This is a genomic window from Paraburkholderia sp. BR10141 (assembly GCF_056155635.1).
The window spans coordinates 87,850-114,612 of sequence record NZ_JBMIQH010000007.1; the positions used below are offsets into that span (position 1 = coordinate 87,850).

Annotated in this window: 22 protein-coding genes; 14 read left to right on the top strand and 8 right to left on the bottom strand. The window is 66.7% G+C overall.

Going from position 1 to position 26,763, the window contains the following annotated elements:
• The first annotated feature begins 148 nt into the window (after positions 1 to 148).
• The 3 genes from ACOJB8_RS12200 (at position 149) to ACOJB8_RS12210 (ending at position 2,124) form a co-directional block, all read left to right on the top strand.
• Positions 149 to 655: a carboxypeptidase-like regulatory domain-containing protein gene (locus tag ACOJB8_RS12200; protein ID WP_256094552.1), complete on the top strand. Its 507-nt coding sequence runs from the start codon at positions 149 to 151 to the stop codon at positions 653 to 655.
• 320 nt (positions 656 to 975) lie between these two features.
• Complete coding sequence (locus ACOJB8_RS12205) at positions 976 to 1,341, top strand: DUF427 domain-containing protein (protein WP_069262841.1); 366 nt, start codon at positions 976 to 978, stop codon at positions 1,339 to 1,341.
• A 33-nt stretch (positions 1,342 to 1,374) separates the two neighbouring features.
• Positions 1,375 to 2,124: a CoxG family protein gene (locus ACOJB8_RS12210; RefSeq protein WP_069262840.1), complete on the top strand. Its 750-nt coding sequence runs from the start codon at positions 1,375 to 1,377 to the stop codon at positions 2,122 to 2,124.
• Between the two features lie 59 nt (positions 2,125 to 2,183).
• Here the strand turns inward: ACOJB8_RS12210 and ACOJB8_RS12215 are convergent, their stop codons facing one another.
• The gene (locus ACOJB8_RS12215) at positions 2,184 to 3,170 is read right to left on the bottom strand and encodes a helix-turn-helix domain-containing protein (protein ID WP_475012716.1); all 987 of its coding nucleotides are present in this window, start codon (positions 3,168 to 3,170) and stop codon (positions 2,184 to 2,186) included.
• A gap of 145 nt (positions 3,171 to 3,315) precedes the next feature.
• Here ACOJB8_RS12215 and ACOJB8_RS12220 point away from each other — a divergent pair, with 145 nt between their 5' ends.
• Positions 3,316 to 3,951: a cysteine hydrolase family protein gene (locus tag ACOJB8_RS12220; protein WP_069262838.1), complete on the top strand. Its 636-nt coding sequence runs from the start codon at positions 3,316 to 3,318 to the stop codon at positions 3,949 to 3,951.
• A 68-nt stretch (positions 3,952 to 4,019) separates the two neighbouring features.
• On the opposite strand, the gene ACOJB8_RS12225 is transcribed toward ACOJB8_RS12220, so the two are convergent.
• Positions 4,020 to 4,673: a TetR family transcriptional regulator gene (locus ACOJB8_RS12225; RefSeq protein WP_069262837.1), complete on the bottom strand. Its 654-nt coding sequence runs from the start codon at positions 4,671 to 4,673 to the stop codon at positions 4,020 to 4,022.
• A gap of 435 nt (positions 4,674 to 5,108) precedes the next feature.
• On the opposite strand from ACOJB8_RS12225, the gene ACOJB8_RS12230 reads away from it, so the two are divergent.
• Genes ACOJB8_RS12230 through ACOJB8_RS12240 form a run of 3 tightly spaced genes read left to right on the top strand, consistent with a single transcriptional unit; the run spans position 5,109 to position 11,208 of the window.
• The gene (locus ACOJB8_RS12230; protein WP_069262836.1) at positions 5,109 to 6,371 is read left to right on the top strand and encodes an efflux RND transporter periplasmic adaptor subunit; all 1,263 of its coding nucleotides are present in this window, start codon (positions 5,109 to 5,111) and stop codon (positions 6,369 to 6,371) included.
• 15 nt (positions 6,372 to 6,386) lie between these two features.
• Positions 6,387 to 9,659 carry an efflux RND transporter permease subunit gene (locus ACOJB8_RS12235; RefSeq protein WP_475012718.1) on the top strand — a complete coding sequence of 1,091 codons (3,273 nt, stop codon included), beginning with the start codon at positions 6,387 to 6,389 and terminating at the stop codon, positions 9,657 to 9,659.
• 1 nt (position 9,660) lies between these two features.
• Positions 9,661 to 11,208 (top strand): efflux transporter outer membrane subunit, encoded by a 1,548-nt coding sequence (locus ACOJB8_RS12240; RefSeq protein ID WP_475012720.1) that lies wholly within the window; start codon positions 9,661 to 9,663, stop codon positions 11,206 to 11,208.
• Positions 11,209 to 11,436: 228 nt separating this feature from the next.
• On the opposite strand, the gene ACOJB8_RS12245 is transcribed toward ACOJB8_RS12240, so the two are convergent.
• Entirely contained in the window at positions 11,437 to 12,891 is a 1,455-nt protein-coding gene (locus ACOJB8_RS12245; protein WP_069262833.1) for a nucleobase:cation symporter-2 family protein, read from the bottom strand.
• Positions 12,892 to 13,472: 581 nt separating this feature from the next.
• Between ACOJB8_RS12245 and ACOJB8_RS12250 the strand changes: the two genes are divergently transcribed.
• A complete protein-coding gene (locus tag ACOJB8_RS12250) occupies positions 13,473 to 14,981 on the top strand; it encodes a xylulokinase (RefSeq protein ID WP_475012722.1) in 1,509 nt (502 codons plus the stop codon).
• Positions 14,982 to 15,050: 69 nt separating this feature from the next.
• On the opposite strand, the gene ACOJB8_RS12255 is transcribed toward ACOJB8_RS12250, so the two are convergent.
• Genes ACOJB8_RS12255 through ACOJB8_RS12265 form a run of 3 tightly spaced genes read right to left on the bottom strand, consistent with a single transcriptional unit; the run spans position 15,051 to position 17,799 of the window.
• Positions 15,051 to 15,833 (bottom strand): metal ABC transporter permease, encoded by a 783-nt coding sequence (locus ACOJB8_RS12255; RefSeq protein WP_069262831.1) that lies wholly within the window; start codon positions 15,831 to 15,833, stop codon positions 15,051 to 15,053.
• Entirely contained in the window at positions 15,826 to 16,791 is a 966-nt protein-coding gene (locus ACOJB8_RS12260; protein ID WP_069262830.1) for an ABC transporter ATP-binding protein, read from the bottom strand. The genes ACOJB8_RS12255 and ACOJB8_RS12260 overlap by 8 nt, the downstream gene beginning before the upstream one ends.
• 24 nt (positions 16,792 to 16,815) lie before the next feature.
• A complete protein-coding gene (locus tag ACOJB8_RS12265) occupies positions 16,816 to 17,799 on the bottom strand; it encodes a metal ABC transporter solute-binding protein (protein WP_475012724.1) in 984 nt (327 codons plus the stop codon).
• 360 nt (positions 17,800 to 18,159) lie between these two features.
• On the opposite strand from ACOJB8_RS12265, the gene ACOJB8_RS12270 reads away from it, so the two are divergent.
• The 6 genes from ACOJB8_RS12270 to ACOJB8_RS12295 all read left to right on the top strand — a co-directional run bounded on the left by ACOJB8_RS12270 (position 18,160) and on the right by ACOJB8_RS12295 (position 24,162).
• Positions 18,160 to 18,930: an L-iditol 2-dehydrogenase gene (locus tag ACOJB8_RS12270; protein ID WP_370684263.1), complete on the top strand. Its 771-nt coding sequence runs from the start codon at positions 18,160 to 18,162 to the stop codon at positions 18,928 to 18,930.
• 83 nt (positions 18,931 to 19,013) lie between these two features.
• The gene (locus ACOJB8_RS12275; protein WP_342948460.1) at positions 19,014 to 20,348 is read left to right on the top strand and encodes an ABC transporter substrate-binding protein; all 1,335 of its coding nucleotides are present in this window, start codon (positions 19,014 to 19,016) and stop codon (positions 20,346 to 20,348) included.
• Positions 20,349 to 20,494: 146 nt separating this feature from the next.
• Positions 20,495 to 21,439, top strand: coding sequence for a carbohydrate ABC transporter permease (locus ACOJB8_RS12280; RefSeq protein ID WP_069262827.1), 945 nt, complete (start codon positions 20,495 to 20,497; stop codon positions 21,437 to 21,439).
• 56 nt (positions 21,440 to 21,495) lie between these two features.
• Positions 21,496 to 22,305, top strand: a complete 810-nt coding sequence (locus ACOJB8_RS12285; RefSeq protein WP_428995992.1) for a carbohydrate ABC transporter permease — start codon at positions 21,496 to 21,498, stop codon at positions 22,303 to 22,305.
• Positions 22,306 to 22,316: 11 nt separating this feature from the next.
• Positions 22,317 to 23,003: an HAD family hydrolase gene (locus ACOJB8_RS12290; RefSeq protein ID WP_475012726.1), complete on the top strand. Its 687-nt coding sequence runs from the start codon at positions 22,317 to 22,319 to the stop codon at positions 23,001 to 23,003.
• A gap of 49 nt (positions 23,004 to 23,052) precedes the next feature.
• Positions 23,053 to 24,162 (top strand): ABC transporter ATP-binding protein, encoded by a 1,110-nt coding sequence (locus ACOJB8_RS12295; protein ID WP_342948463.1) that lies wholly within the window; start codon positions 23,053 to 23,055, stop codon positions 24,160 to 24,162.
• Positions 24,163 to 24,276: 114 nt separating this feature from the next.
• Here ACOJB8_RS12295 and ACOJB8_RS12300 read toward each other — a convergent pair whose 3' ends face one another.
• Positions 24,277 to 25,224, bottom strand: coding sequence for a sugar-binding transcriptional regulator (locus tag ACOJB8_RS12300; protein WP_342948464.1), 948 nt, complete (start codon positions 25,222 to 25,224; stop codon positions 24,277 to 24,279).
• A 43-nt stretch (positions 25,225 to 25,267) separates the two neighbouring features.
• Entirely contained in the window at positions 25,268 to 26,749 is a 1,482-nt protein-coding gene (xylB, locus tag ACOJB8_RS12305) for a xylulokinase (RefSeq protein WP_475012728.1), read from the bottom strand.
• Positions 26,750 to 26,763: the final 14 nt, after the last annotated feature.

Here is a 26,763-nt window from a genome sequence, read left to right on the forward strand (position 1 = left end):
TTTCATTACGTTGTACTTGCGCTGCCCCCGTTGGCCTTTGGCCTCGGCGGCGGCGATTTTTTTTGGGGCGCACAAAACCTTTTAGTCGAACCACTCGGGTACGCGCCTTGCGCGAGCATTACATCGGACACACTGAAAGGAGCGATCGATGAAGCGTTTCCGCAACTCGCGCCCCATCCACACGACCGCTTACGCGACGATTCTCGCGGCCACGCTTGCTCTCGGCTACGCGGGCGGCGCGGCGGCGCAGCAGGCCGATGCCTCGGGCACCGTCGGCGGCACGACCACCGACAATACGAGCGCCGGCAACACGAATGGCGGCGGCATGCCGCAAGTCCAGCAGCAGGGCGACGTGTCGTTCGTTTCCGGCGGCGTGGGTCTGGACGAATCCAGGGCGCTGCTCGGCGCGGAACACCAGTGGCCGCTTGCGTTGCGCTTTACCCAGCGCAGCGGTGAGTACGTCGCGGACGTGCACGTGCAGATCACCGACTCGCACGGCGCGAGCGTGCTCGATACCACTTCGCGCGGGCCCTATATGCTCGTGAGGGTGCGTCCTGGCCGCTACAGCGTGCATGTGAGCCATGCGGGCGTCGACAAGACGAGCGCCGTGACGGTGGGCTCGAACGGCAGCGCGCGGGCGGCGTTCATCTGGTAAGCCGCGTGGCCGGGCCGGCCGTGTTGGGGCGCTCCCGCACGCGTGCCGCGCATAAGATTCACGCAGCCAGGACGAGTTTGGCCGATAATGAAGCCGATGGGAGGCTGCGATCGCTCAGGCGTTTCGCGAGCGGGTTGGCGCCTTGCCGTCGGTCGTCGTCGATTGCGTGACCGGTACGGCGGCAGGCGACTGGCGAGCGGCCATCCCGTGGGATTGCACGGCACGCGCCTGCCTGGCGGCGTGCCACGCGAACCGGTGCGGCCTGCCGCCCGGTGAGCGCAGGGCGCCGCAGGCGCCGCCAACCAACAGGGGAACCGAACATGGCGGTCGAACCGGATGCGGACCATCGCATCGAACTCGTTGCGAACCGTCACCGCGTGCGCGTGATTCATGGCGGCATCACCATTGCCGATACGCTGCACGCCGTCACCCTTTGCGAAACCGGCTACCCCGACGTCTTCTACTTTCCGCGCGCAGACGTGAACATGGCACGACTCGAACGCTCCGGACAGACCTCGCATTGCCCGTTCAAGGGCGAGGCGACGTATTTCCATTTGCGTACCGAAGACGGGCGCGTCGACGACGCGGCCTGGAGCTACGAAGCGCCGCTCGATGACGCAAGCGGCATCAAGGGGTATCTGGCTTTCTACGCGACTCGCGTGGACCGGATCGACCAGACCTCCTGAAATGGCCCGGTAGCTTGCATAGGGGGAGCCGCCATGGAACTGAACGACGCGTTGAGAATTCCGCTCGAACCGGCCGCCGTCTGGGCGGCGCTGCAGGACGTCGCGCTCGTGCGCGCGAGCATGGAGCATTGCGAGTCGTTCAGGCGGCTCGGCCCCGGCGAATACGCGATCACCCTCACGGTGCCGCTCGGGCCGCTGCGCGCACGCTACGAAGTGCGCGCCCACATTGCCAATGACACGGCGCAGGTGCCCCTCACGCCCCGGCGCGTGCTGAGCTTTCGCGCCCGCGCGGACGGCATCGGCTCGCTGCGCGGCCAGATCGACGTCGCGCTGCGCCCCGAAGAGCGCGCCACGGCGCGGGAGCCGGGTACGGGCAAGGATGTGAGCACGCGGATCGACTACTCGGTGTGGGCCACGCTCACGGGCCCGCTTTCCGAGCTGCCGCCGCGCCAGATCGAGAACGCGCTGCACGAACTGGCCGACGACTTCTTCACGGAGTTCTGCGCCGTGGTTGCGGTCAAGCACGGCCAGGCGCCGAACCGCGTGGCGGGCGAGCAGCCGCGCCGGCAGCATGTGTTCCTGCGGCCTATCAACCTCGCCGGTCTCGCCCGGCGTGCGCATATCCTGCCACAGCACCACGCGGGCGGAACGCTCTCGGGCCGCGCCGCAAGCACGCTGAATCACGAGCCGCCGCAGCACGCCATGCCCTATTGGGCATGGGCTGCGATGATCTTTTTCGTGGCGTTGCTGCTTTATGCTGCGCGCTGGTTCACCGGGACCTGAATTCGGCGCTGCCCGGCGCGCGCAAGGTGCGCCGAGCGTCGCACCGCTCATCGAACCGCTTACACCCCCCTAAACTCCCGCCGCCACGCCGACGGCGAAATCCTGAACGCCTCCACGAAATGCTGACGCAGCGACGCGGCCGAGCGAAAGCCCGCGAGCTGGGCGATCGCGTCGACCGGCTGATCGGTGCTTTCGAGCAGCTGCTGCGCGCGGGCGAGGCGCTCGCCGAGCAGCCACGCGCTCACCGTCGTTCCCGTCGTCGAACGAAACTGGCGCGTGAAGGTGCGCCGGCTCATCAGGGCGCGCTGCGCGAGCGAGTCGAGCGTGTGGGGCGCGTCGAGGTGGGCGCGAATCCAGTCGAGCAGACCCGGCAGCCGCTCGCCGCGCCCGGGCGCCGCAAGCGGCTGTTGTACGTACTGGGCCTGGTTGCCCTGGCGATGCGGCGGCACGACGAGCCGCCGCGCCACGTAGTTCGCGGCGCCCGAGCCGCACAGCCGCCGCATGAGATGCAGGCAGCAATCGAGTCCCGCCGCGGTGCCCGCCGAGGTCAGCAGGTCGCCGTCGTCGATGTAGAGCACGCCGGGATCGAAGCGTACGGCCGGAAAGCGCTGCGCGACGTCGTCCGCCGCGGCCCAGTGCGTGGTGCCCGGGCGGCCGTCGAGCAGGCCCGCATGCGCGAGCACGTAGGCGCCGAGGCAGAGCCCGACGAGGATCGCGCCGCTCGCGTGCGCGTCACGCAACGCGTCGCAAAGCGCGGCGGGCGGCGCCTCGTGGGTGTCGCGCCAGCTCGGCACGACGATCACGTCCGCGCCGCGCAGCCCCTCGAGGCCCTGCGGCGCGCCGATCGTGAAGCCTGCCGTGGTGGTGAGCGTGCCGGGCTCCGCCGCGCAGACTGCGAGTTCGAACGGCGGCACGCCGCCTTCGCTGCGGTCTTCGCCGAACACGACGCAAGGCACCGAGAGATGGAACGGACTGATGCGGTCGAAGGCGATCACGGCGACGCGCAAGGGGGCCGGTGACGGAGCCTGACGAATAGCGGTGGCCATGACGAGTCCCGAAGAGGAATGGCCCGATTCTAGCGAAAGTTGTCATCCGGGCCACTGTCGCGTGGGCGCTCGCGGCGCCACAATCCCGCCATCGACTTCGCGTCTTCGGACCGGTCGGTTCCTTTCAACCCCTGGAGGCATGGCCATGTCCGCGAATCCGCGCCGGGCGCTCGTCGTCATCGACGTGCAGAACGAATATGTCAGCGGCGATCTGCCGATCGAATATCCCCCCATCGAGACGTCGCTTGCCAATATCGGCCGCGCGATCGACGCTGCGCGCGCGGCCGGCGTGCCGGTCGTGGTGGTGCAGAACTTCGCCCCGGCGGACTCGCCGCTCTTTGCGCGCGGCAGCGTGGGCGCCGAACTGCATCCGGTCGTGGCCTCGCGCGAGCGCGATCACTACGTCGAAAAGGCGCTGCCGAGCGCCTTCGCGGGCACCGATCTCAAGGCCTGGCTGACCGATCGCGGCATCGACACGCTCACGGTAGTGGGCTACATGACGCATAACTGCGACGCCTCGACGGTGTTCGAGGCGACCCACGCGGGTCTTGCCGTGGAGTTTCTCGCCGATGCGACCGGTTCGGTGCCGTATGCAAACGAGGCGGGAACGGCGAGCGCCGAGGAGATCCACCGCGTATTCAGTGCAGTGATGCACACGCGTTTCGCTGCGGTCGTGAACACGGATGCCTGGCTTGCCGCCGTCGAACAAGGCGTGCCGCTGGCGCGCGACAACATCTACGCGTCGAATCAACGGGCCCGGGCGACCCGCGTGCCGGCCTGAGCGCTCAAGAAAAAGGCGGCCCCGTCAGTGGGCCGCCTGGTTCGAGCCGGGAACTGCGCGCGTAGGCGTCAGGCTTGCGACGCGCTCGCGCCGATGCGCAGCGACGGGCTGAAGCGCAGCGCGTCGAGCATCGCGTCGACGTGCAGTTCGGCGTTGCTCGCCACGTCGAACGCGTCCGGCAGGATCGCCATATCGCGCAGCGCGCCGCCGATGAACGAATGGAGCACGCGCGAAGCGCGCTTGGCGTCGAGGTCGGCGGGCAGCTGGCCCTTCGACATCGCATTGCGCAAACCCTGTTCGATGCTCGCCAGGCCCTCGCGCATATCGGTCTGATGGCGCGCCATCACCGGGCCCATCTCCTCGACGAACTCACACTTCAGGAACAGGATCTCGAACACGCGGCGGCGGCGCACGTCGGTCGCCGTATTGCGCAGACACAGAATGCAGAGATCGCGCATGCGCCCGAGCGGGTCGGGCTCGCCGGGATCCGTCGATGCCACCTTCAGCTCGTCGAGCGGCAGCACCACACGGTCGAACATGGCCGTGAACAGGTCGCCCTTGTTCTCGAAATGCCAGTAAATCGCGCCGCGCGTCACGCCCGCGGTCTGGGCGATGTCGGCCAGCGAAGTGCGCGACACGCCCTTCTCGTAAAAGACGTGTTCGGCGGCGTCGAGGATCCGGTTGCGCGTCTCCAGCGCTTCCTCTTTCGTGCGGCGGGCCATTTTGTAAAGTCGGTGCGTTGCAGCAGGTTGGGGGTGAATGAACGTATTTGGGGAGCGAACCGTAATGTATTGATTTGTAATATGGAGGTGATGCGCGGATCGCTCCTGAAGCACCACTCAACGGTTAAGTAACGTCCTTTTACATTCGTTCGCGAATGTATCTATAATAGCACCCCACCACCTGGGTGCCTCAAATGGTGATGTCCGGTTAATATCCGTCCTTGGCCAAGTGGTCGTAGAAACCCCAATGCGCGACGCCTCTCGCGGCGGCGCGCGGCAGTATCGCCCGGACGGATGTGCAGACCGGAACGCGCCTTCTAGAAGAAGTACCGGGTTTATCCGTCAGGTATTTGCCAGATGCTGGCGTGCGTGGTCGTCCTCCTCGTTGCAGGACGCCGCACGCTTTTATTGTCAGTTATAGACAGAGGTCGCTCCATGCGCGTCGAACGGGTTCCATTCCGCCTAATCAGTGTCGCGACGGCTGCCATCGTGCTCGCAGCCTGCGGGCAAAAGCAGTCGGCGCCGCCGCCGCAAACCCCCGAAGTGGGTATCGTCACCGTCCAGCCGTCCGCCGTGCCGGTCGTCTCCGAGCTTCCCGGCCGCACCAGTGCCTATCTCGTCGCGCAAGTGCGCGCACGGGTGGACGGCATCGTGCTGCGCCGCGAATTCACCGAAGGCGCGCTCGTCAAGGCCGGTCAGCGGCTCTACAAGATCGATCCGGCGCCGTACATCGCTGCGCTGAACAATGCCAAGGCCACGCTCGCCAAGGCGCAGGCCAACCTCGTCACGCAGAACGCGCTGGTCGCGCGCTACAAGGTGCTGGTGCAGGCCAACGCGGTGAGCAAGCAGGACTACGACAACGCCATTTCCGCCCAGGGCCAGGCTGCAGCCGACGTCGCCGCCGGCAAGGCCGCCGTCGACACGGCACAGATCAACCTCGGCTACACCGACGTCACTTCGCCGGTCTCGGGCCAGGTCGGCATCTCGCAGGTCACGCCGGGCGCCTACGTGCAGGCGAGCGCGGCCACGTTGATGTCGACGGTGCAGCAGCTCGATCCGATGTACGTGGACGTCACGCAGTCCAGCCTCGAAGGCCTGAAGCTGCGCCGCGAGATCCAGGAAGGACGCCTGAAGACCAACGGCCCGAACGCCGCCAAGGTCTCGCTCGTCCTCGAAGACGGCCGCACCTATTCGGAAAAGGGCAAGCTCCAGTTCTCCGACGTCACCGTCGACCAGACCACGGGCTCGGTCACGGTTCGCGCGATTTTCCCGAACGCCGACCGCGTGCTGCTGCCGGGCATGTTCGTGCGCGCGCGCATCGAAGAAGGCATCAACAACAACGCGTTCCTCGTGCCGCAGGTCGGCGTGCAGCATGACCAGAAGGGGCAGGCCTCGGTGTACGTCGTCAACCAGGACAACAAGGTCGTGCCGACGCCGATCACCACGGCGGGCACGCAGGGTCAGGACTGGGTCGTTCAGAGCGGTCTGAACGCCGGCGACCGCGTGATCGTTCAGGGCACCGACAAGGTCAAGCCGGGTGCGCAGGTGAAGCCGGTTCCCGCGCAGCTGCCGCCGCCGCCCCCGCAGGGCGCGCCTTCGGCTGACATGGCAACGGCTTCGGGCTACGCGAACGCCGCCAGCGCCGCATCGGGGCCGAAGGCTGCCTCGGCTGCACCTGCCGCCTCCGCAGCGCAATAACGGGGAGCCTGCTTCATGGCAAAGTTCTTTATTGATCGCCCAATCTTTGCATGGGTGATCGCCATCATCCTGATGCTGGCGGGTGTGGCGTCGGTGTTCACGCTGCCGGTCGCGCAGTATCCGACCATCGCGCCGCCTTCCATCCAGATCAGCGCGAACTATCCGGGCGCATCGGCCAAGACGGTGGAAAACACGGTCACGCAGGTGATCGAGCAGCAGATGAGCGGTCTCGACCACCTGCTGTACATCTCGTCGACTTCCGATGACTCGGGCACGGCTACGATCACGCTGACTTTCGCGGCGGGCACCAACCCCGACATCGCGCAGGTGCAGGTGCAGAACAAGCTGCAGCTCGCCACGCCGATTCTGCCGCAGGTCGTGCAGCAGCTCGGCATCAGCGTGACGAAATCGAGCAGCAGCTTCCTGCTCGTGCTCGCGTTCGTGTCCGAAGACGGCAGCATGACCAAGTACGACCTCGCGAACTACGTGGCGTCGAACGTGAAAGACCCGATTAGCCGTATCGACGGCGTGGGTACGGTCACGCTGTTCGGCTCGCAGTACGCGATGCGTGTCTGGCTCGATCCAAACAAGCTCACGAACTTCCAGCTAACGCCAACCGACGTCACAGCGGCAATCACCGCGCAGAACGTGCAGATCGCGGGCGGTCAGCTGGGCGGCACGCCAGCAGTGGCGGGGCAGGCGTTCCAGGCGACCATCACCGAATCGACGCTGCTGCAGACGCCCGAACAGTTCGGCAACATCCTGCTGAAGGTGAACCAGGACGGCTCGCAGGTGCGCTTGAAGGACGTGGCGCGTATTGGTCTGGGTGGCGAAAACTACAACTTCGACACGAAGTACAACGGTGCGCCGACGGCCGGTCTGGGCATTCAGCTCGCGACGGGCGCCAACGCGCTGCAGACCGCGAAGCTCGTGCGCCAGAAGATCGACGACCTCTCGAGGTACTTCCCGCACGGTCTCGTCGTGAAGTACCCGTATGACACGACGCCGTTCGTGCGCCTGTCGATCGAGGAAGTGATCAAGACGCTGCTGGAAGGCATCGTGCTGGTGTTCCTCGTGATGTACCTGTTCCTGCAGAATCTGCGCGCGACGTTGATTCCGACGATCGCGGTGCCGGTGGTGCTGCTGGGCACGTTCGCGATCATGGCGGCGGTGGGCTTCTCGATCAACACGCTGTCGATGTTCGGTCTCGTGCTCGCCATCGGCCTGCTGGTGGACGACGCGATCGTGGTCGTGGAGAACGTCGAGCGGGTGATGGTGGAAGAGGGGTTAGGGCCGAAGGAGGCCACCCGCAAGGCGATGGGCCAGATTACCGGCGCACTCGTTGGCGTGGCGCTCGTGCTTTCCGCGGTGTTCGTGCCGGTGGCGTTCTCGGGCGGCTCGGTCGGCGCCATCTACCGGCAGTTCTCGCTCACGATCGTGGCGGCGATGGTGCTGTCCGTGCTCGTCGCGCTGATTCTCACGCCGGCGTTGTGCGCGACCATCCTCAAGCCGATTCCGAAGGGTCATCACGAAGAGAAGAAGGGCTTCTTCGGCTGGTTCAACCGTACGTTCGAGACGAGCCGCGACAAGTATCACTCCGGCGTGCACCACGTGATCAAGCGCTCGGGCCGCTGGCTCATCATCTATCTCGCGGTGATCGTCGCGGTTGGCCTGCTGTTCGTGCGCCTGCCGAAGTCGTTCCTGCCCGATGAAGACCAGGGCACGATGTTCGTGATCGTGCAGACGCCCGTGGGCTCGACCCAGGAAACGACGGCACGCACGCTCGCCAACATCCAGAACTGGCTGCTCAAGGACGAAGGCAGCATCGTCGAGTCGGTGTTCACGGTGAACGGCTTCAGCTTCGCGGGCCGTGGCCAGAACTCGGGTCTCGTGTTCGTACGGATGAAGGACTACAAGCAGCGTCAGAACGCGGACCAGAAGGTCCAGGCGCTGGTGCGGCGTATGTTCATGCACTATGCGGGCTACAAGGACGCAATGGTGTTCCCGGTGAATCCGCCTTCGATTCCTGAACTCGGCACCGCGTCGGGCTTCGACTTCGAATTGCAGGACCGCGGAGGTCTCGGTCACGAGAAGCTGATGGAAGCGCGCAACATGCTGCTCGGCATGGCTGCGAAGGATCCGACGCTCGCACTCGTGCGCCCGAACGGCCTGAACGACACGCCGCAGTTCACCGTGGACATCGACCGGGAAAAGGCCGAGGCGCTCGGTGTGACGGCGGCCGCGGTCGACCAGACCTTCTCGATCGCGTGGGCGTCGGCGTACGTGAACAACTTCCTCGACACGGACGGCCGTATCAAGAAGGTGTACGTGATGGCCGACGCACCGTTCCGCATGACGCCGGAGGACATGAACCTCTGGTACGTGCGCAACAGCGCGGGCGGAATGGCGCCGTTCGGCTCGGTCGCGAAAGGCCGCTGGACCTTCGGTTCGCCGAAGCTCGAACGCTACAACGGCATTTCCGCTCTGGAAATCCAGGGTCAGGCGGGGCAGGGCAAGTCGACCGGCCAGGCCATGACGGCCATGGAGCAGATCGCGGCGAAGCTGCCCGCGGGTATCGGCTACGAATGGACGGGCCTGTCGTATCAGGAGCGCCAGTCGGGCTCGCAGGCGCCGATCCTGTACGGCATCTCGATCCTCGTCGTGTTCCTGTGTCTCGCGGCGCTGTATGAAAGCTGGTCGATTCCGTTCGCGGTCATCATGGTGGTGCCGCTCGGCGTGCTCGGCGCGCTGCTGGCGGTGACCTTGCGCGGCCTCGAGAACGACGTGTTCTTCCAGGTGGGCCTGCTAACCACTGTGGGTCTGTCGGCGAAGAACGCGATTCTGATCGTGGAGTTCGCGCGCGACCTGCAGGCCGAAGGGAAGATGGGACCGATCGAGGCAGCGCTCGAAGCTTCGCGACTGCGTCTGCGGCCGATTCTGATGACGTCGATGGCGTTCATTCTCGGCGTGCTGCCGCTCGCGATCAGTAACGGCGCGGGTTCGGCTTCGCAGCACGCGATCGGCACGGGCGTGATCGGCGGGATGATCACGGCCACGTTCCTCGCGATCTTCATGATCCCGATGTTCTTCGTGGTGATTCGCGCGAAGTTCGCCGGCGAGAAGGAAGACGCGGACGTCGCGCTCCAGCACTACGAAGAGCACCACGCGCACGACCACGACCAGGACAATGGCGCGAATGGTGGTGGCGCTCAGGGTGGCAATGACCGTGGTGGCGAAGGTGGCAACGGCGTCAGCAACGGCGACGGCCCGGGCAAGGAAGGACATTGAGATGCATAAACTAACCGTAATTGCAGCGGCCGCTGCGCTCCTCGCGGGTTGCACGATGGAGCCGTGGTACCACCGGCCCGAAGCGCCGGTGTCGCAGAGCTTCCCGCAAGGCGGCGTGTACGCGACGCAGCCGGTTGCCGGGGGCGCGAATGGCCAGAACGGCCAGGCCGCCCCGAGCGCCAATGGCGCCGCGGCTACCGACATCGGCTGGCGCGAGTTCTTCGTCGATCCGCGTCTGCAGCAACTCGTCGACATCGCGCTGAAGAACAACCGCGATCTGCGCGTGTCGGTGCTCAACGTCGAGGCGGCGCGCGCGCAGTATCAGATCACGCGCGCCGAGCTGTTCCCGGCGATCAACGGCGTGGCCACGGACACGCGCACGCGCACACCGAGGGATCTGCTGACCACACCGAACAGTCCGAACCCGTACAGCGTCTACAACGTGGGCGTGCAGGCGTCGTGGGAGCTGGACTTCTGGGGGCGCATCCGCAGCCTGAAGGACCAGGCGTTGGCGCAGTACCTCTCGACGGCGTATGCACGCAAGGCAGCGGAAATCACGCTGGTTTCGGAAGTCGCGGACCAGTACCTGACCATGCTCTCCGACGACGACCTGCTCAAGGTCACGCAGGAAACGCTCAAGACGGCGCAGGACTCGTACAACATCGCGAAGGCGCAGTTCGATACGGGCACCGGCACCGAACTCGATTTGCGCCAGGCGCAAACGGTGGTCGAGAACGCGCAGGCCAACATGCAGGCGCAACTGCGGGCACGCGCGCAGGCCGAAAACGCGCTCGTGCTGCTGATCGGCGAGCCGCTGCCGGCGGATCTGCCGCAAGGCCTGCCGCTCGACGGCCAGCCGCTGGTCAACGACATTCCGGCAGGCCTGCCTTCGGATCTGCTCACGCGTCGTCCGGACATCATGCAGGCTGAGCAAACACTGCTTGCGGCAAACGCCAATATCGGCGCGGCGCGTGCGGCGTTCTTCCCGAAGATCTCGCTCACGGCGGCGTTCGGCACCGAAAGCCTCTCGCTCGGCGGGCTCTTCAAGGCGGGCACGGCGGCGTGGAGTTTCGTGCCGCAGATCACGCTGCCGATCTTCGAAGGCGGCTCGAACATCGCGAACCTGCAACTCGCGAACGTCGAGAAGCGCATCGAAATCGCCAACTACGAGAAGTCGATCCAGTCGGCGTTCCGCGAAGTGGCCGACGGCCTGGCTGCACGAGGCACCTACGACGAGCAGATCGCCGCGCTCGAGCGCAGCACTTTTGCGAACCAGCGCTCGCTCACGCTATCGGAACTGCGCTACAAGAACGGCGTGGACAGCTATCTGCCGGTGCTGGCCGCGCAGACCAGCCTCTACTCTGCGCAGCAGTCGCTCGTCACGGCGCGCCTTGCGCGCCTGACCAACCTCGTCGATCTGTATCGCGCGTTGGGCGGCGGCTGGATCGCGCATGCAGGCGAGACGCCGCGCGAGCCCGATGCGCCAGCCGATTACGGCGCGGCCAGCGCGCCGGCGGCGGCTTCGGCGGCTACGGCGACGGCGGGATAACGCTCTACGGTTTCGGAATCGGAAGCCAGAACGCCACGGGAGACCGTGGCGTTTTTTTTCGCGTGTGAGCGTGCGCAGCGCGGTTAAAAAAAGCGCCATGGTTTCCCATGGCGCCGAACCAGCAAAAGACCCCGCCCGCCTGTGTATGGATGGGCACCTGCGAGCGGGGCACCTCTCGCGTCAACTCAATACATTCAAACCCGGTTCGATCAGTGCAGTGAGATCGACTCAGTGCGCGGCCGAGCGCGGCATTTCGTGGCCCGTATCCGGCGTCGGCGCGGCATCGGGGCGGCCTTCGAAATCGTGCCCGGCGCGGCGGATGGCGCGCTCGGCGGCTTTCTCGCTCTTCGCACCGTTGAAGATCAGGTTCAGCACCACCGCCGAAACCGAAGCGAGCAGGATGCCGCTATGGAGCAGCGGCGAAAGCGCGGGCGGCAGCTTGGCGAAGAAGTGCGGCGACACCACCGGCACGAGGCCGAAACCCACGCTCACGGCCACGATGAAGAGGTTGTGCTGGTTCTTCACGAAGTCCACGCGAGAGAGCACCTTGATGCCGTTCGCCGCCACCATGCCGAACATCACGATGCCTGCGCCGCCCAGCACGAAGGCGGGCACGGAGGCGACCATCTGCGCCATCTTCGGAAAGAGGCCGAGCAGCACGAGAATCACGCCGCCCATCGCGCACACATAGCGGCTCTTCACGCCCGTCACGCCGATCAAGCCCACGTTCTGCGAGAACGACGTATGCGGGAACGAGTTGAAGATGCCGCCGATCATCGTGCCGAGACCGTCGACGCGCAGGCCGCGCACGAGCGTGGCCTGATCGACGGGGCGCTCGACCATGTCGCCTACCGCGAGGAACATGCCCGTCGATTCGATGAAGGTGACGAACATCACGATCACCATCGTCGCGATCGGCAGGATGTGGAACTTGGGCATGCCGAAGTGGAACGGCATGACGATGCCGACCCACGGCGCGCTGGCCATGCCTTCGAGGTTCACGCGACCGAGCGCAAGCGCGATGGCGAAGCCCGCGACGATGCCGAGCAGCACCGAGATATTGGCGATGAAGCCGCGCCCGAACTTGTTGATGAGCAGGATCAGCATCAGCACGAGCAGCGAGAGGCCGAGGTAGATCGGGTTGCCGTAGTCGGGGTTGCCCACGCCGCCCGCGGCCCAGTTGATGCCCACTTCCATGAGCGAGAGGCCGATCACTGCGATCACGGTGCCCACCACGACCGGCGGGAAGAAGCGCAGCAGCTTGCCGATCATCGGCGCGATCACGATGCCGATCGCACCCGCCGCGATGGTCGAGCCGAAGATGTCGAGCAGGCCGAGCGACGGATTGGTGCCGATGGCGATCATCGGACCCACCGAGGCGAACGTGCAGCCCATGATCACGGGCAGGCGGATGCCGAAGATCCACAGGCCGAGCGTCTGGATCAGCGTGGCGATGCCGCAGGCGAACAGGTCGGCGCTGATGAGGAAGGCGACCTGGTCCTTCGGCAGCCCGATCGCGCCGCCGACGATGAGCGGCACGGCCACCGCGCCTGCGTACATCACGAGCACGTGCTGGATGCCGAGTGTCAGCAGCTGGCTAAACGGCAGGCGCTCGTCGCAGGGGTGGACCTGCTTCTGGCCAGACCGCTGGGCGGCCTGGTCCTCAATGCCCTTGGCTTGCATGTCGTCTGTCTCCGTCTCTTGGTTTAAGGGTATGGCCTCCAAGGTATGCGGTAAGAAAATATGCAACAAGACCACTGGAGACTATTCCGTGCTTTCCGGCGACGATATGCGCCCGTCGGGATGGGCCGGCGACATAAGGGTGCGATCGGCGCGCGTGGCGGCATCATGGCGGCGTCGCGAGGCGCCGGTTCGGACCGCGCGTGCGGCGGCTCAAGGCGGGGAGCCCCCTGTTTGCGGCGATTGGGCGGCTTCGCGCTGTGGGTGCCGCGGCGCGGCGTGGCGGTACGGCGCCATGGCGGAGCGCGTGCAGGGGGCTCGAAGTGAGGCCGGCGATGCCCAGCGGGTCATGTCACCTATGGCAGCGTCGTTACGATCTCTATTTCGAATGCGCAATGTGAGCCATTTTGCATCCCGCGAACACCCACCGGGTTAACCCGCGAATGGGCATGATTCGCGTCGAAATCGGCTGCGTTGCACGCGGGTTCGCGGCAGGTTTGAATCCCCCGCTCAACGCACATTCGGCGGCGTGCTCGCCGGTATGATCGTTCTTCCCGTCCTCACCCACCTCGCACATCGTCCCCATGAGCCCATCGCAGACGCGTTTTCTCGGTATCGACCTCGGCACCGGTTCACTCAAGCTCGGCATCATCGATGGCGATGGCGTCGAGCGCGCCGCCGCGAGCGCGGCCTATGCGCTCGAAACACCGCAGCCCGGCTGGGCCGAGATCGCCGTGGATCGGTGGTGGGACGCGCTCGTCGCGGCCTGCGCGCGACTGCCGGAGAGCGAGCGCGCCGCGGTGCGTGGCATCGGCTTTTCCGGACAGATGCACGGCGTCGTGCTCACCGACGAAGCGGGCCGCGCGTTGCGCCCCGCGATGCTCTGGCCCGACACGCGCGCGCATGCGCTGCTCGACGCGTGGCCCGACGACCCCGAACATCCGCAGTCCAACCCCGTGGCCCCTGGCATGGCGGGGCCGCTGCTGCGCTGGGTTCTGCAGCACGAGCCGCAAGTCGCACAAGCCGCGCGCTGGGCGCTGCAGCCGAAAGACTGGCTGCGCGTGGCGCTCGGTGGCGCAGTCAAAGCCGATCCGTCGGATGCGTGCGCGACGGCGCTCGCCGCACCCGACGGCACGTGGGACTTCGCGCTGATCGAGCGCCTCGGACTGCCGGCGCGGTGGTTTGCGCCGCTGGCCGCGTCGCATGAAGCGAGCGGCGCGCTGAGCGCGCAAGCCGCGCAGGCGCTCGGGCTGCCCGCCGGCATCGTGCTCGCGACGGGCGCGGGCGACACGCCTTGCGCCGCGTTCGGCACCGGCCTGGCCGACGAAGGCGACGCGCTCCTCACGACGGGCACAGGCGGCCAGATCGTCGTGACCGCGCGCAGCGAGCCGCCCGCACGGCGCGGGCTGCATCGCTACCGCTCGGCGACGGGCGGCTGGTACACCATGGCCGCCATGCAGAACGTGGGCGTGGCGCTGGAAGCGGCACGCGGCTGGCTGGCCTACGACTGGGCTTCGGCTTACGCGGATGCGTTCGCCGTGCCGCCGTCGGCGACGCTCGCGTTCCTGCCTTACCTGAGCGGCGAGCGCTCGCCGTGGCTCGACCCCGCCGCGCGCGGCGGCTGGCTGGGCGCCGCGCTCGGCGACTCGCGCGGCACGCTCATGCGCGCGGCGTTCGAGGGCGTCGCGTTTGCGTTGCGTGCAGGCCTCGATGCCGTGCGCAGCACCCGTGAAGCCGCCGATGGAGACACGCGGGATGCGCGCAGTGTGCCGACGCTCAAGCTCGCGGGCGGCGGCTCGGTGGATGCGCGCTGGCGGCAGTTGCTCGCCGACACGCTCGACGCGGACCTCTACGCGATCGACTGCCCGAACGCAGCGGCGCGCGGCGCCGCGATGCTGGGCGGCCTCGCCTGTGGACACTGGCGCATGAGCGACCTCGCGGTGCTTGCGCCGGCCGCGACGCAAGTGGCGTCGCCGCGCGAAGACGCCGCGCTCGCGCAGCGCTATGCGCGCTTCATCGATCTATACGGCCGCGTTCGAACCTGGTTCGCACCGGCATCGGTCCGCGCGCCGGCGAGGTGCTCATCGAGGTGAAGCCGTAGAAGCAAAAAAGGCGTTGCCACCGCGAGGGGCAACGCCTTTCTCATTGGGCGCACGAAGCGTCTAGCGACGCCCGATCAGACTCGCGCCGTAGACGAGCGCGGCGAGCGCGGTGATCCAGAAGCTGGTGGGCCAGTCGGTGTAGAACGCGAGCGTCACGCCGAGCCACGCCTGCACGAGCGCGAGCAGCGCGGCGAGCACGAGGCCGGTGGATAGGCGCGTGGTGAGATTCTGCGCGGCGGCGGCCGGCCCGACCATCAGCGTAAAGACGAGCAGCACGCCGACGATCTGCGTGCACGCGGCCACCGCGAGCGCGGCGATGGCGAGGAACAGCATCGAGACCGCGCGCAGCGACACGCCCTTCGCTTCGGCGAGTTCGGGCTGCAGCGAGGCGAACAGCAGCGGCCGCATGATGGCGGCCAGCGCCGCCAGGCTCGCCGCGGCGAGGGCGGCCAGCACGCCGAGCGTCTCGCGGTTCACGCCCAGCACGTTGCCGAACAGCAGCGCCGTGACCTGCGTGGCATACGACGTGAAGAAGTGCAGAAACAGCAGGCCGAAGCCGAGCGCGAGCGAAAGAATCACGCCGATCGCGACATCGCGGCCCGCGAGCTTTTCGCCGAGCGCGCCCATCGAAACGCCGGCGGCGAGCGTGAAGCCCACCATGCCCCACAGCGGCGAAACGCCGAGCAGCACGGCGCCTGTCGCGCCCGTGAAACCGACGTGCGAGAGCGCGTGGCCCGCGAAGGTCTGACCGCGCATCACGAGGAAATAGCCGACCACGCCCGCGAGCACCGCGACGATGCCCGACGCCGCGAAGGCGTTCACCATGAAATCGTATTCAAGCATCGTGCGTGTGGCCGTGTGTGTTGTCGTTGTTGTCGCCGTGGGCATGTCCGTGCGCGTGGCCATGGCCGCCGTGGTCGTGGCCATGGTCGTGCTCATGCTCGTGGTCGTGCTTTTCGACTTCCACGCCGCCCGACATCACGAAGATGCGGCCCTTCATGCGCATCACTTCGATCGGCGAGCCGTAGAGGCGCGAGAGCACGGGCGCGGTGATGACTTCATCCACGCTGCCGAGCGCGGCCACGCCGTTGCCGAGATAGAGCACGCGATCGAGCGCGTTGAGGAGCGGGTTGAGTTCGTGCGCGGAGAACAGCACCGCGATGCCGAGCTCGCGCTGCACGCGGCGCACGAGTTCGACCACGCCGCGCTGGTGGTTGGGGTCGAGGCTGATGAGCGGCTCGTCGAGCAGCAGCAGCTTGGGGTCGCCGAGCAGGCATTGCGCGAGCAGCAGGCGCTGGCGTTCGCCGCCCGAAAGCTCCGAAAGCGGGCGGTCCGCCAGTGCGGTCGCCCCCACGAGATCGAGCACGCGCGCGACGTCGGCGCGCGTGGCGGCGTCGGCGCGCGGCAGGCCCCAGCGGTGGCCGTCGGCGGCCATCGCCACGAAGTCGCGGCCCCGCACGCGGCGGCTCGCGAGCGCCGTGCGCGTTTGCGGCATGTAGCCGATTTTTGCGTTGCCGCGCGCGACCGGCTCGCCCAGCACGCGGATCGCGCCGTGCGAGGCCGGCACGAGGCCGAGAATCGCCCGCATGAGCGTGGTCTTGCCCGCGCCGTTCGGGCCGAGCACGCCGATGAATTCGCCCTGGTTCACCGCGAAGTTCGCGTCGCGCAGGATCGTGCGCTCGCCGAGCGTCAGCGTCACGCCCGCTAGCGTGAGCACAGGCGTGGGCGCGCGGTGCGCGCCGTTATGCTGTGCGTTGCGCGATGAAGCGATATCGGTGGGCGAAGAGCCGGCCCCGGTCATGACATCTGTCCTTGCTGAATACGGTTAGTGTTGCCTTGCTGTTCCCGCTGCCAGCGCCTTGTCGAGCGCGTCGAGCTGCGCCAGCATCCATTGCTGGAAGGTCACGCCGGCCGGCTGCGTCTCGGTCACGCTCACGGACGGCACCTTCGACTGCTTCGCCAGCGCCAGCATGCGCCGCGTGAGCGCCTCGGTCGCCTGGCTGTTATAGATCAGCACGTGCACGCGGTGCTCGCGCAGGTCGCGCTCGAACGCGGCGATGTCCGAGGCGCTTGCCTCGGTGTCGTTCATCGCCGCGAGCTGGAAGCGCAGGTTGCGCATGTCGAGGCCGATCGCATCCGACATATAGCCGAACACCGGCTCCGTCGCCGTGACGGGCTGCCCCTGGTAGCGCGCGCGCAGCGCCGCGACCTTGGCGTCGACCGGCTGCAGCGAGGCGAGGAACGTTGCCAGGTTGGCATCGTACACGCTCTTGTGCGCGGGGTCCGCTGCGCCGAGCGCGGCGCTCACGGCGCGCGCCACGGCGGGCATCGTCTTCGGGTCGTACCAGAGGTGCGGATTGTCGCCCGCTTTCTTACCGACGAGGTCCGCCGCGACGATCGTCGTGCGGTTGGCGCCGTTCTTGCCGGCGCCGGTGGCGCCGAGCAGCTTGGTCATCCACGGGTCGTAATCGGCGCCGTTGTACACCACTACGCGCGCATTCTGGAGCGCTCGGGCCGTCTTCGGGCTGGCTTCGAAGAGGTGCGGGTCCTGGTCGGGGTTGCTCAGGATGCTCGTCACGTCCACGTAATTACCGCCGATCTGCTTGACGACATCGCCGTAGAAGTTCTCCGCCGCGACAACCGGAATCGTGGCGCTGACAGCCTGCGCCGCCAGGGCTGCGCTCGCGCCGCCGAACGCGCCGACCAGCGCGAGCGCGAGCCCGCCCGCGAGGCGCGCGAGCGTGACGCGACGGCGCGCGTCTGTGGTGGCAGCCCGGGGCGTGCAGTTGGCGCGGCTGAACGTGATCATGGTTCTATCCTTGTCTATAGGGAGCCTGAAAGCGGACGCGGTCGCGTCGGCGTCGCGAAGGCGAGATGATATAACGTATCACTTCGATTGGCGAGTCAGCTCGTCATCCGGTCAGGGGGCCGGTTCTGCAGGCCGCAGCCAGTGGAGGCTTGCGCGTCGCACCATCGAAATCTCGGCCAATCGCGTTTGTTCGCCTTGACAGTCTCCAACTCGTATCCGATCATTCGATCAACGACAGAGCAAATGCTCACATGTCGGGCGATCGCTCAGCCGCTCCTCTGGAGCGTCTGTCGGGCGCGCCCCGCACGAACGAAATTGGAGACACCTGTGGCACACACCGCGACCCCGGCGGCCGGACGTTTGCAGGACAAGGTAGCCGTGCTGACTGGCGCGGCGAGCGGGATTGGCGAGGCGGTCGCGCAGCGTTATCTGGACGAAGGCGCGCGCTGCGTGCTAGTGGACGTGAAGCCCGCCGGGTCCGTCGCGCCAACGCTGGCCGCCGCGTACCCCGAGCGCGTGCTCGCGATCTCCGCCGACGTCACCCGCCGTGAGGACATCGATCGCATCGTGGAGGGCGCGCTCGAACGCTTCGGCCGCATCGACATCCTCTTCAACAACGCGGCGCTCTTCGACATGCGCCCGCTCCTCGACGAATCCTGGGACGTGTACGACCGCCTCTTCGCGGTGAACGTGAAGGGCATGTTCTTCCTCATGCAGGCCGTGGCGCGCCGCATGGTCGAGCAGGGCCAGGGCGGCAAGATCATCAACATGTCGTCGCAGGCGGGCCGCCGCGGCGAAGCGCTCGTCTCCCACTACTGCGCAACCAAGGCCGCCGTGCTGAGCTACACGCAGTCGGCGGCGCTGGCGCTCGCGCCCCATCGCATCAACGTCAACGGCATCGCGCCGGGCGTGGTCGACACGCCCATGTGGGAGCAGGTCGACGCGCTCTTCGCACGCTACGAGCATCGTCCGCCCGGCGAAAAGAAGCGCCTCGTGGGCGAGGCCGTGCCGCTCGGGCGCATGGGCCTGCCCGAGGACCTCACGGGCGCCGCGCTCTTTCTCGCTTCCGCCGACGCCGATTACATCACCGCGCAGACCCTCAACGTCGACGGCGGAAACTGGATGAGCTGAATTTCCCGCAACCCTTGCCCAACGCATCACGACAGCAGCCCGGCTGCAGCAAGACATAACGCAACGAACAAGGAGACAACGTCATGAAGCCAGCAATGAAGACCGCCGCAAAATGCATAAGTCGAGCGGCGAGCGTGGGTGCACTCGTCGCGGCGGCGAGCGCCGCGCACGCGCAGACCGTCACGATCGCGATGTTGAACAACCCGGACATGATCGAGCTGAAGAAGCTCTCGCCGGCTTTCGAAAAGGCCAATCCGGGCATCAAGCTGAACTGGGTGATTCTCGAAGAAAACGTGCTGCGCCAGCGTGCCACCACCGACATCACGACCAACAGCGGCCAGTTCGACGTGATGATGATCGGCACCTACGAGGCGCCGCAATGGGGCAAGCGCGGCTGGATCGTGCCGATGACGAACCTGCCCGCGAGCTACGACCTCGACGACGTGGTGAAGACCGCGCGCGATGGCCTCTCGTACAACGGCACGCTTTACGCGCTGCCGTTCTACGTCGAAAGCTCGATGACGTATTACCGCAAGGACCTGTTCGACAAGAAGGGCCTCAAGATGCCCGAGCAGCCGACCTATGACCAGATCAAGGACTTCGCCGACAAGCTCACCGACAAGTCCGCCGGCACCTACGGCATCTGCCTGCGCGGCAAGGCCGGCTGGGGCGAGAACATGGCGTATGTGACGACGGTCGCGAACACCTTCGGCGGCCGCTGGTTCGACGAAAAGTGGCAGGCGCAGCTCACTTCGCCCGAGTGGAAGAAGGCGGTGAACTTCTACGTCGACATGCTGAAGAAGGACGGCCCGCCGGGAGCCAGCTCGAACGGCTTCAACGAAAACCTCACGCTGATGTCGTCGGGCAAGTGCGCGATGTGGATCGACGCGACGGTGGCAGCCGGCATCCTCTACAACAAGCAGCAGTCGCAGGTGGCCGACAAGATCGGCTTCGCGGCCGCGCCGACCGAAGCCACGCCCAACGGCGCGCACTGGCTGTGGTCGTGGGCGCTCGCGGTGCCGAAGTCGTCGAAGTCGCAGGACGCCGCGAAGAAGTTCATCGAATGGGCCACCTCGAAAGAGTACGTCCAGATGGTCGCGCAGGACGAGGGCTGGGCTTCGGTGCCCTCGGGTACGCGCATTTCGACCTATCAGAATCCCGAGTACAAGAAGGCCGCGCCGTTCTCCGAGTTCGTGCTCAAGGCGATCCAGACCGCCGATCCGACGCATCCGACCGCGAAGCCGGTGCCGTACACGGGTATCCAGTTCGTCGGGATTCCTGAGTTCCAGTCGTTCGGTACGGTCGTGGGCCAGAGCATTGCGGGCGCCGTGGCAGGGCAGATGAGCGTCGATCAGGCGCTGACCGCCGGTAACGCCGCTGCCAACCGTGCCGTGGCGCAAGCCGGGTATCAGAAGTAACTGCGGGAAGTCGGGCTGCGCCGTTCAGGCAGCCAGCGTAGTAGCACGAGTGCGCGCGCCGGGCGACCCGGCGCGGCGCGCGCACTCGCGACAGCCGATGCCGCGCCGGGTTCCATAGAGGCGCGCAACCGAGAAGGGTGGTCCTCATGCGTCATCTCCATCTCCCCATGCCTATATTCAATCGAGCGCGCACGCCACAGAAACCGCAGCAGGTCGAATCGCGCCGCTCGGCCTCACGCTGGCTCGTGACGCCGTCCGTGGCGGTGCTGCTGCTGTGGATGACGATCCCGCTCGCGATGACGATCTGGTATTCGTTCACGCGATACAACCTGCTGAACCCCGATCTCAAGGGTTTCGCGGGCTTCGACAACTATAGGTTCCTCGCTACCGATCCCTCGTTCGTGCCGTCGATCGTGCACACCATCGAGCTGATCGTGGCGGTGCTCGTGATCACCGTGGTCGGCGGCGTGCTGATGGCGGTGCTGTTCGACCGCAAGTTCATCGGTCAGGGCGTGGCGCGCCTGTTCGCGATCGCGCCGTTCTTCGTGATGCCCACGGTGAGCGCGCTGATCTGGAAGAACATGATCCTGCATCCGGTGTACGGCCTCGTGGCCATCGCGATGCGCTCGATAGGCATGACGCCGATCGACTGGTTCGCCGTCTATCCGCTCACCGCGGTCATCATGATCGTGGCGTGGCAGTGGCTGCCGTTCGCGTTCCTCATTCTCTTCACGGCGATCCAGTCGCTCGACCAGGAGCAGAAGGAAGCCGCGAAGATCGACGGCGCGGGCCCGATCGCCTTGTTCTTCTACATCACGCTGCCGCACCTGCGGCGCGCGATTGCCGTTGTCGTGATGATGGAAACCATCTTCCTGCTGTCGATCTTCGCCGAGATCTACACGACCACGGGCGGCGGTCCCGGCAACGCGACCACCAACCTCACTTACCTGATCTACTCGATGGGCCTGCAGCAGTTCGACGTGGGCATCGCTTCGGCTGGCGGCATTCTCGCCGTCGTGCTGGCGAACATCGTGTCGTTCTTCCTCGTGCGCATGCTCGCGCGCAACCTCAAAGGGGAGTACGAAAAATGAGCCAGATTACCGCTACGCCCGCGCAATCGCCCGACGCGGTCAAGCATTCGTCGCCGATGCAGTTCATCGCACGCGTGCTGCCGGGGCTGCTTGCCTGGCTGATCGCGATCGCGCTGTTCTTCCCGATCTTCTGGATGACGATCACGGCGTTCAAGACCGAGCAGCAAGCCTATATCCCGACGATCTTCTTCCTGCCCACGCTCGACAGCTTCAGAGAGGTGTTCGCGCGCAGCAACTACTTCGCGTTCGCGTGGAATTCGGTGATGATTTCGGCCGGCGTGACGATCGTCTGCCTGATCCTTGCCGTGCCCGCGGCCTACGCGATGGCGTTCTTCCCGAACAAGCGCACGCAGGGAATTCTGCTGTGGATGCTCTCCACCAAGATGATGCCTTCGGTGGGCGTGCTCGTGCCGATCTACCTGCTGTGGAAGAACTCGGGGCTCCTCGACACCGTGAGCGGGCTGGTGATCGTCTATACGCTCATCAATCTGCCGATCGCAGTGTGGATGGCGTACACGTACTTCAACGAGATTCCCAAAGACATTCTCGAAGCCGGACGCATGGACGGCGCGGCCACCTGGCAGGAAATCGTCTATCTGCTCATGCCGATGGCGGTGCCGGGGCTCGCATCTACCGCGCTGCTGTTGATCATTCTTTCGTGGAACGAAGCGTTCTGGAGCATCAACCTCTCGAGCTCGAACGCCGCGCCGCTGACGGTGTTCATCGCGTCGTACTCGAGCCCTGAGGGGCTGTTCTGGGCGAAGCTCTCCGCGGCGTCGCTGCTCGCGGTCGCGCCGGTGCTGATCGTCGGCTGGCTGTCGCAGAAGCAACTGGTGCGCGGCCTTACCTTCGGGGCGGTCAAGTAATGGCCAATGCGATGTCCAGTCAAGCCCTGATCTGCGATTGCGACGGCGTGCTGATCGACAGCGAAGCCGTAGCGGCACGCGTGCTGGTGCGCGAACTCGAAGCGCGCTGGCCCGGCGTGGACGCGGCGCCCGTCGTCATGCCGCTGCTCGGCCAGCGCATCGAGCGCGTGCTGGGCGGCGCGGGCGAAGCGCTCGGGCGCAGCCTCACCGTCGCCGACGTCGATGCGATCCGCACCGTGGCCGAAGCCGAAGCGCGCGAAGCGCCGCTATTTCCGGGCGTCGTGGCGGCACTGGAAGCCGTGGCGCTCACCAAGGCCTGTGCGAGCAACAGCTACACGGCGGTGGTGCGCGAGGTGCTGGCGCGCAACGGGCTCGATCGCTTCTTTGGCGCGCGCGTGTACTGCGCCGATATCGTCGCCCGGCCGAAGCCCGCGCCCGACGTCTATCTTGCGGCGGCGCAGGGCATGGACGTCGCGCCCGCCGCGTGCCTCGTGGTCGAGGACAGCGTGACGGGCGTGAGCGCGGCGCGCGCGGCCGGCATGACGGTGCTCGGCTTCGTGGGCGGCACGCACGTGGGCGGCGACGCGCACGCGCACGAGTTGCGCGAAGCGGGTGCAAGCGAAATCTTCGACGACATGACGACGCTGCCCGCGCGGGTGGCGTACTGGATGAACCAGGCGCAAACGCGTTCGAACTGAACCGGCTTAGGCAGGCTTAGGCAGACTCAAGCAGAAACGGAGACACATCATGGCAAGCGTGATCCTCAGAGACGTACTGAAGCGCTACGACGACAACGAAGTGCTGCGCGACGTGAACCTCGACATCGGTGACGGCGAATTCGTCGTGTTCGTGGGCCCGAGCGGCTGCGGCAAGACCACGCTCATGCGCATGATCGCGGGGCTGGAGGACATCAGCGGCGGCGACCTGATGATCGACGGCACGCGCATGAACGACGTGCCGCCGGCCAAGCGCGGCATTGCGATGGTGTTCCAGTCGTACGCGCTGTATCCGCACATGACGCTGTACGACAACATGGCGTTCGGTCTCAAGCTCGCGGGCGCGAAGAAGCCCGAAATCGACGCGGCCGTGAAGAACGCCGCGAAGATCCTCCACATCGACCATCTGCTCGACCGCAAGCCCAAGCAGCTCTCGGGCGGCCAGCGCCAGCGCGTGGCGATCGGGCGCGCGATCACGCGCAAGCCGAAGGTGTTCCTGTTCGACGAACCGCTCTCGAATCTCGACGCCGCGCTGCGCGTGAAGATGCGCCTCGAATTTGCGCGCCTGCACGACGAACTCAAGACGACGATGATCTACGTGACGCACGATCAGGTCGAAGCGATGACGCTCGCCGACAAGATCGTCGTGCTCTCGGCAGGCAATGTCGAACAGGTCGGCAGTCCGAACCGTCTATATCACGCGCCGGCGAACCGCTTCGTGGCGGGCTTCATCGGCTCGCCGAAGATGAATTTCCTCGACGGCACGGTGCAGCAGATCGGCAGCGACGGCATCGTCGTGCGCTACGAAACGGGCGATACGCAGAAGGTGGGCGTCGAGCCGGGCAAGGCGCGCGAGGGCGACAAGGTGACGGTGGGCATCCGCCCCGAGCATCTGCACATCATGACGGGCGCGGAGGGCGTGAGCGCGAAGGCGATGACGGTCGAGTCGCTCGGCGACGCCGCCTATCTTTACGCCGAATGCCCGGTCGCGCCCGATGGCCTGATCGCGCGCATTCCGCCGCTGGAGCGTCACGATCGCGGCGAGGCGTTCAAGGTGGGCTCGACGCCCGACCATTGCCATCTCTTCGACGCGAACGGCCAGGCGTTCGAGCGTCGCTTCGCGCAGCAACTGGCTGCGTGAATTCACTGGCTTGCCGGACGCACCGCCTCGGAGGAGGGTGAGGCGGTGTCTTGTGTGGCGAGGTACCTGAGGTTGCCTTTGTTAGCCCGCTTCGTGCGGGCGCTTTTTTGGTGCTTAGCGTTCGATCGCGGCGCGCGCGCACAGCTCGTCGGTGACGAGCCCGGAGAGCCAGCCGCCGTTGAGCGCCGCAATCACCGCTTCGCGCTTGCGCGCGCCGCCGGCGAAGCCGATGGTCGGGCGGCGCGGCGGCGAATCGAGGTACACGCTCGTCACGCGGCGGCCCGTGGGCGAATCGACGCGCTTGCCGGCGGCGTCGATCGGCAGGCCGAGCATTTCGGCGATGGCGCCCTGGTCCATCAGTTCGCGCACTTCGTCGGAGGTGATGAAGCCGTCCTCATGCAGCGGGCAATGCTCGCCGATGTTGCCGATGCCGACGAACGCGACATCGGCCTCGCCCGACAACGACTCGACGATGCGATAGAGCCGGTGATTGCACCATTGCGCGCGCTCGGCCTCGCTATCCGCGATGAGCGGCGCGGGCAGCAGAAAGTGCTTGCCGCCCGTTTTCTCGGAGATATGCAGCGCGACGTCGTAGCGGTTCGACGAACCATCCTGGGCGATCGCGCCCACCATCGATACCAGCCGATGCTGCGGCCGCTCCAGCTGCGCGATCTGATCGACGGCGGCCTTGAGCGTTCGACCGCTGCTCACGGCCACCACCATCGGCCGCTCTTCGCCCAGATAGCGCTCCATCACCTGCGCCCCTGCCACGGCGAGCTTGCGGTCGATTTCCTCGGGCGTGTCGTTGTCCACGGGCACCACTTCGCAAACCGAAAGGCCGTAGCGCTTCGAAAGCGCGTCGGCGAGCGCGAGGCAGTCGGCGAGACGATGATCGACGCGCACGCGAATGAGGTTCTTCTCGACCGCGAACGCGACGAGGCGCTGCGCGACCGGGCGCGACACCTGCAGCTTCTCGGCGATTTCGTTCTGGGTGTTGCCGGCCACGTAGTAGAGCCAGGCGGCGCGGGTCGCGAGATCGAGTTTTTCGGTGGACTTGGGCACGATGGGGGTCGGGGGGATGCGGGGCCGAAGTGTACTGCACGCGTTACGCGAGGCGTTCGCGCGTGGGCTCGAAGAGCGGGCGCACGTGGCGGTACAGCGCGCGGTAGGCAGTGAGCCGCTCGCGCAGCGCCGCGTGGCGCGCCGCATTCGGCGCGTACTCGGCCACCACGGGCGGCTTGGTCAGCACTTCACGCGCGTTGCCGCCTGCCGCGAGCCAGCCAAGGCGGGCCGCTCCGAGCGCCGCGCCCGTCTCGCCGCCGCCGTGCTGGCGCGTGGGCGTGTCGAATGCGTCTGCAACCAGTTGCGCCCAGTAGCCGCTGCGCGCGCCGCCGCCCAGCATCGACAGCGCGCCCACTTCGGTGCCCGCAGCCGCGAGCGCGTCGAGGCCGTCGGTGAGCGCGAGCGTCACGCCTTCGAGCACGGCGTAGGCGAGCAGCGCGCGGTCGGTCGCGTGCGTCATGCCGAAGAACACGCCCTGCGCATACGGGTCGTTGTGCGGCGTGCGCTCGCCCGACAAATACGGCAGGAAGAGCGGGGCTTCGGCGAGGGTTGGCGCACTAAGCTGCTCGACTTCGGCGAGCAGCGTGGGCTCGTTCGTGCCCGTGAGCTTGCAGACCCAGCGCAGGCAACTCGCCGCCGAAAGCACGACGCTCATCTGGTGCCAGCGGTCCGGAATCGCGTGGCAGAACGCGTGCACGGCAGAAGCGGGATTCGGCCGGAAACGGTCGCCCACCACGCAGAGCACGCCCGAGGTGCCGAGCGAGACGAAGCCGTCGCCGGGCTGCGTGGCGCCGATGCCGATGGCACTCGTCGCGTTGTCGCCGCCGCCCGCCGCCACGACCACGTCCTCGCGCAACCCGAATTCGCTCGCGAGCGCGGGCAGGAGCATGCCGGACGGTGCACTGCCTTCGGCGAGCGCGGGCATTTGCGCGCGCGTCATGTTGCAGGCGTCGAGCAGCGCATCGGACCAGTCGCGTTTGGCCACGTCGAGCCAGAGCGTGCCCGCGGCATCCGAAGGATCGGAGACCTTGCCGCCGGTGAGCTGCAGGCGCAGATAGTCCTTCGGCAGCAGCACACAGGCCGTCTCGCGAAAGATCTGCGGCTCGTGGCGCGCGACCCACAGCAGCTTGGGCGCGGTGAAGCCCGGCATGGCGAGATTGCCCGCAATGCGATGCAGCTGCGGCGCACGTGCGGTGAGTTCGGCGCATTCGTCCACCGCGCGCATATCGTTCCAGAGGATCGCGGGGCGCAATACGTTGTCGTGCGCGTCTAGCAGCACCGCGCCGTGCATCTGGCCGGAGAGGCCAATGCCGCGCACCTGCGCGAATTCGTGAGGATGCGCCTCGCGCAGCGCGGCGAGCGCGCGGCGCGTGCCGTCCCACCAGTCGGCGGGATTCTGCTCCGACCAGCGCGGGTGAGGGCGCGAGACGACGAAGGGCGTGCCGGCAGTGCCGATCACGCGGCCGTCGGGCGCGAGCAGCAGGACTTTCACTTCGGAGGTGCCGAGGTCGATGCCGAGATACATAGGCGCGCTGAAGT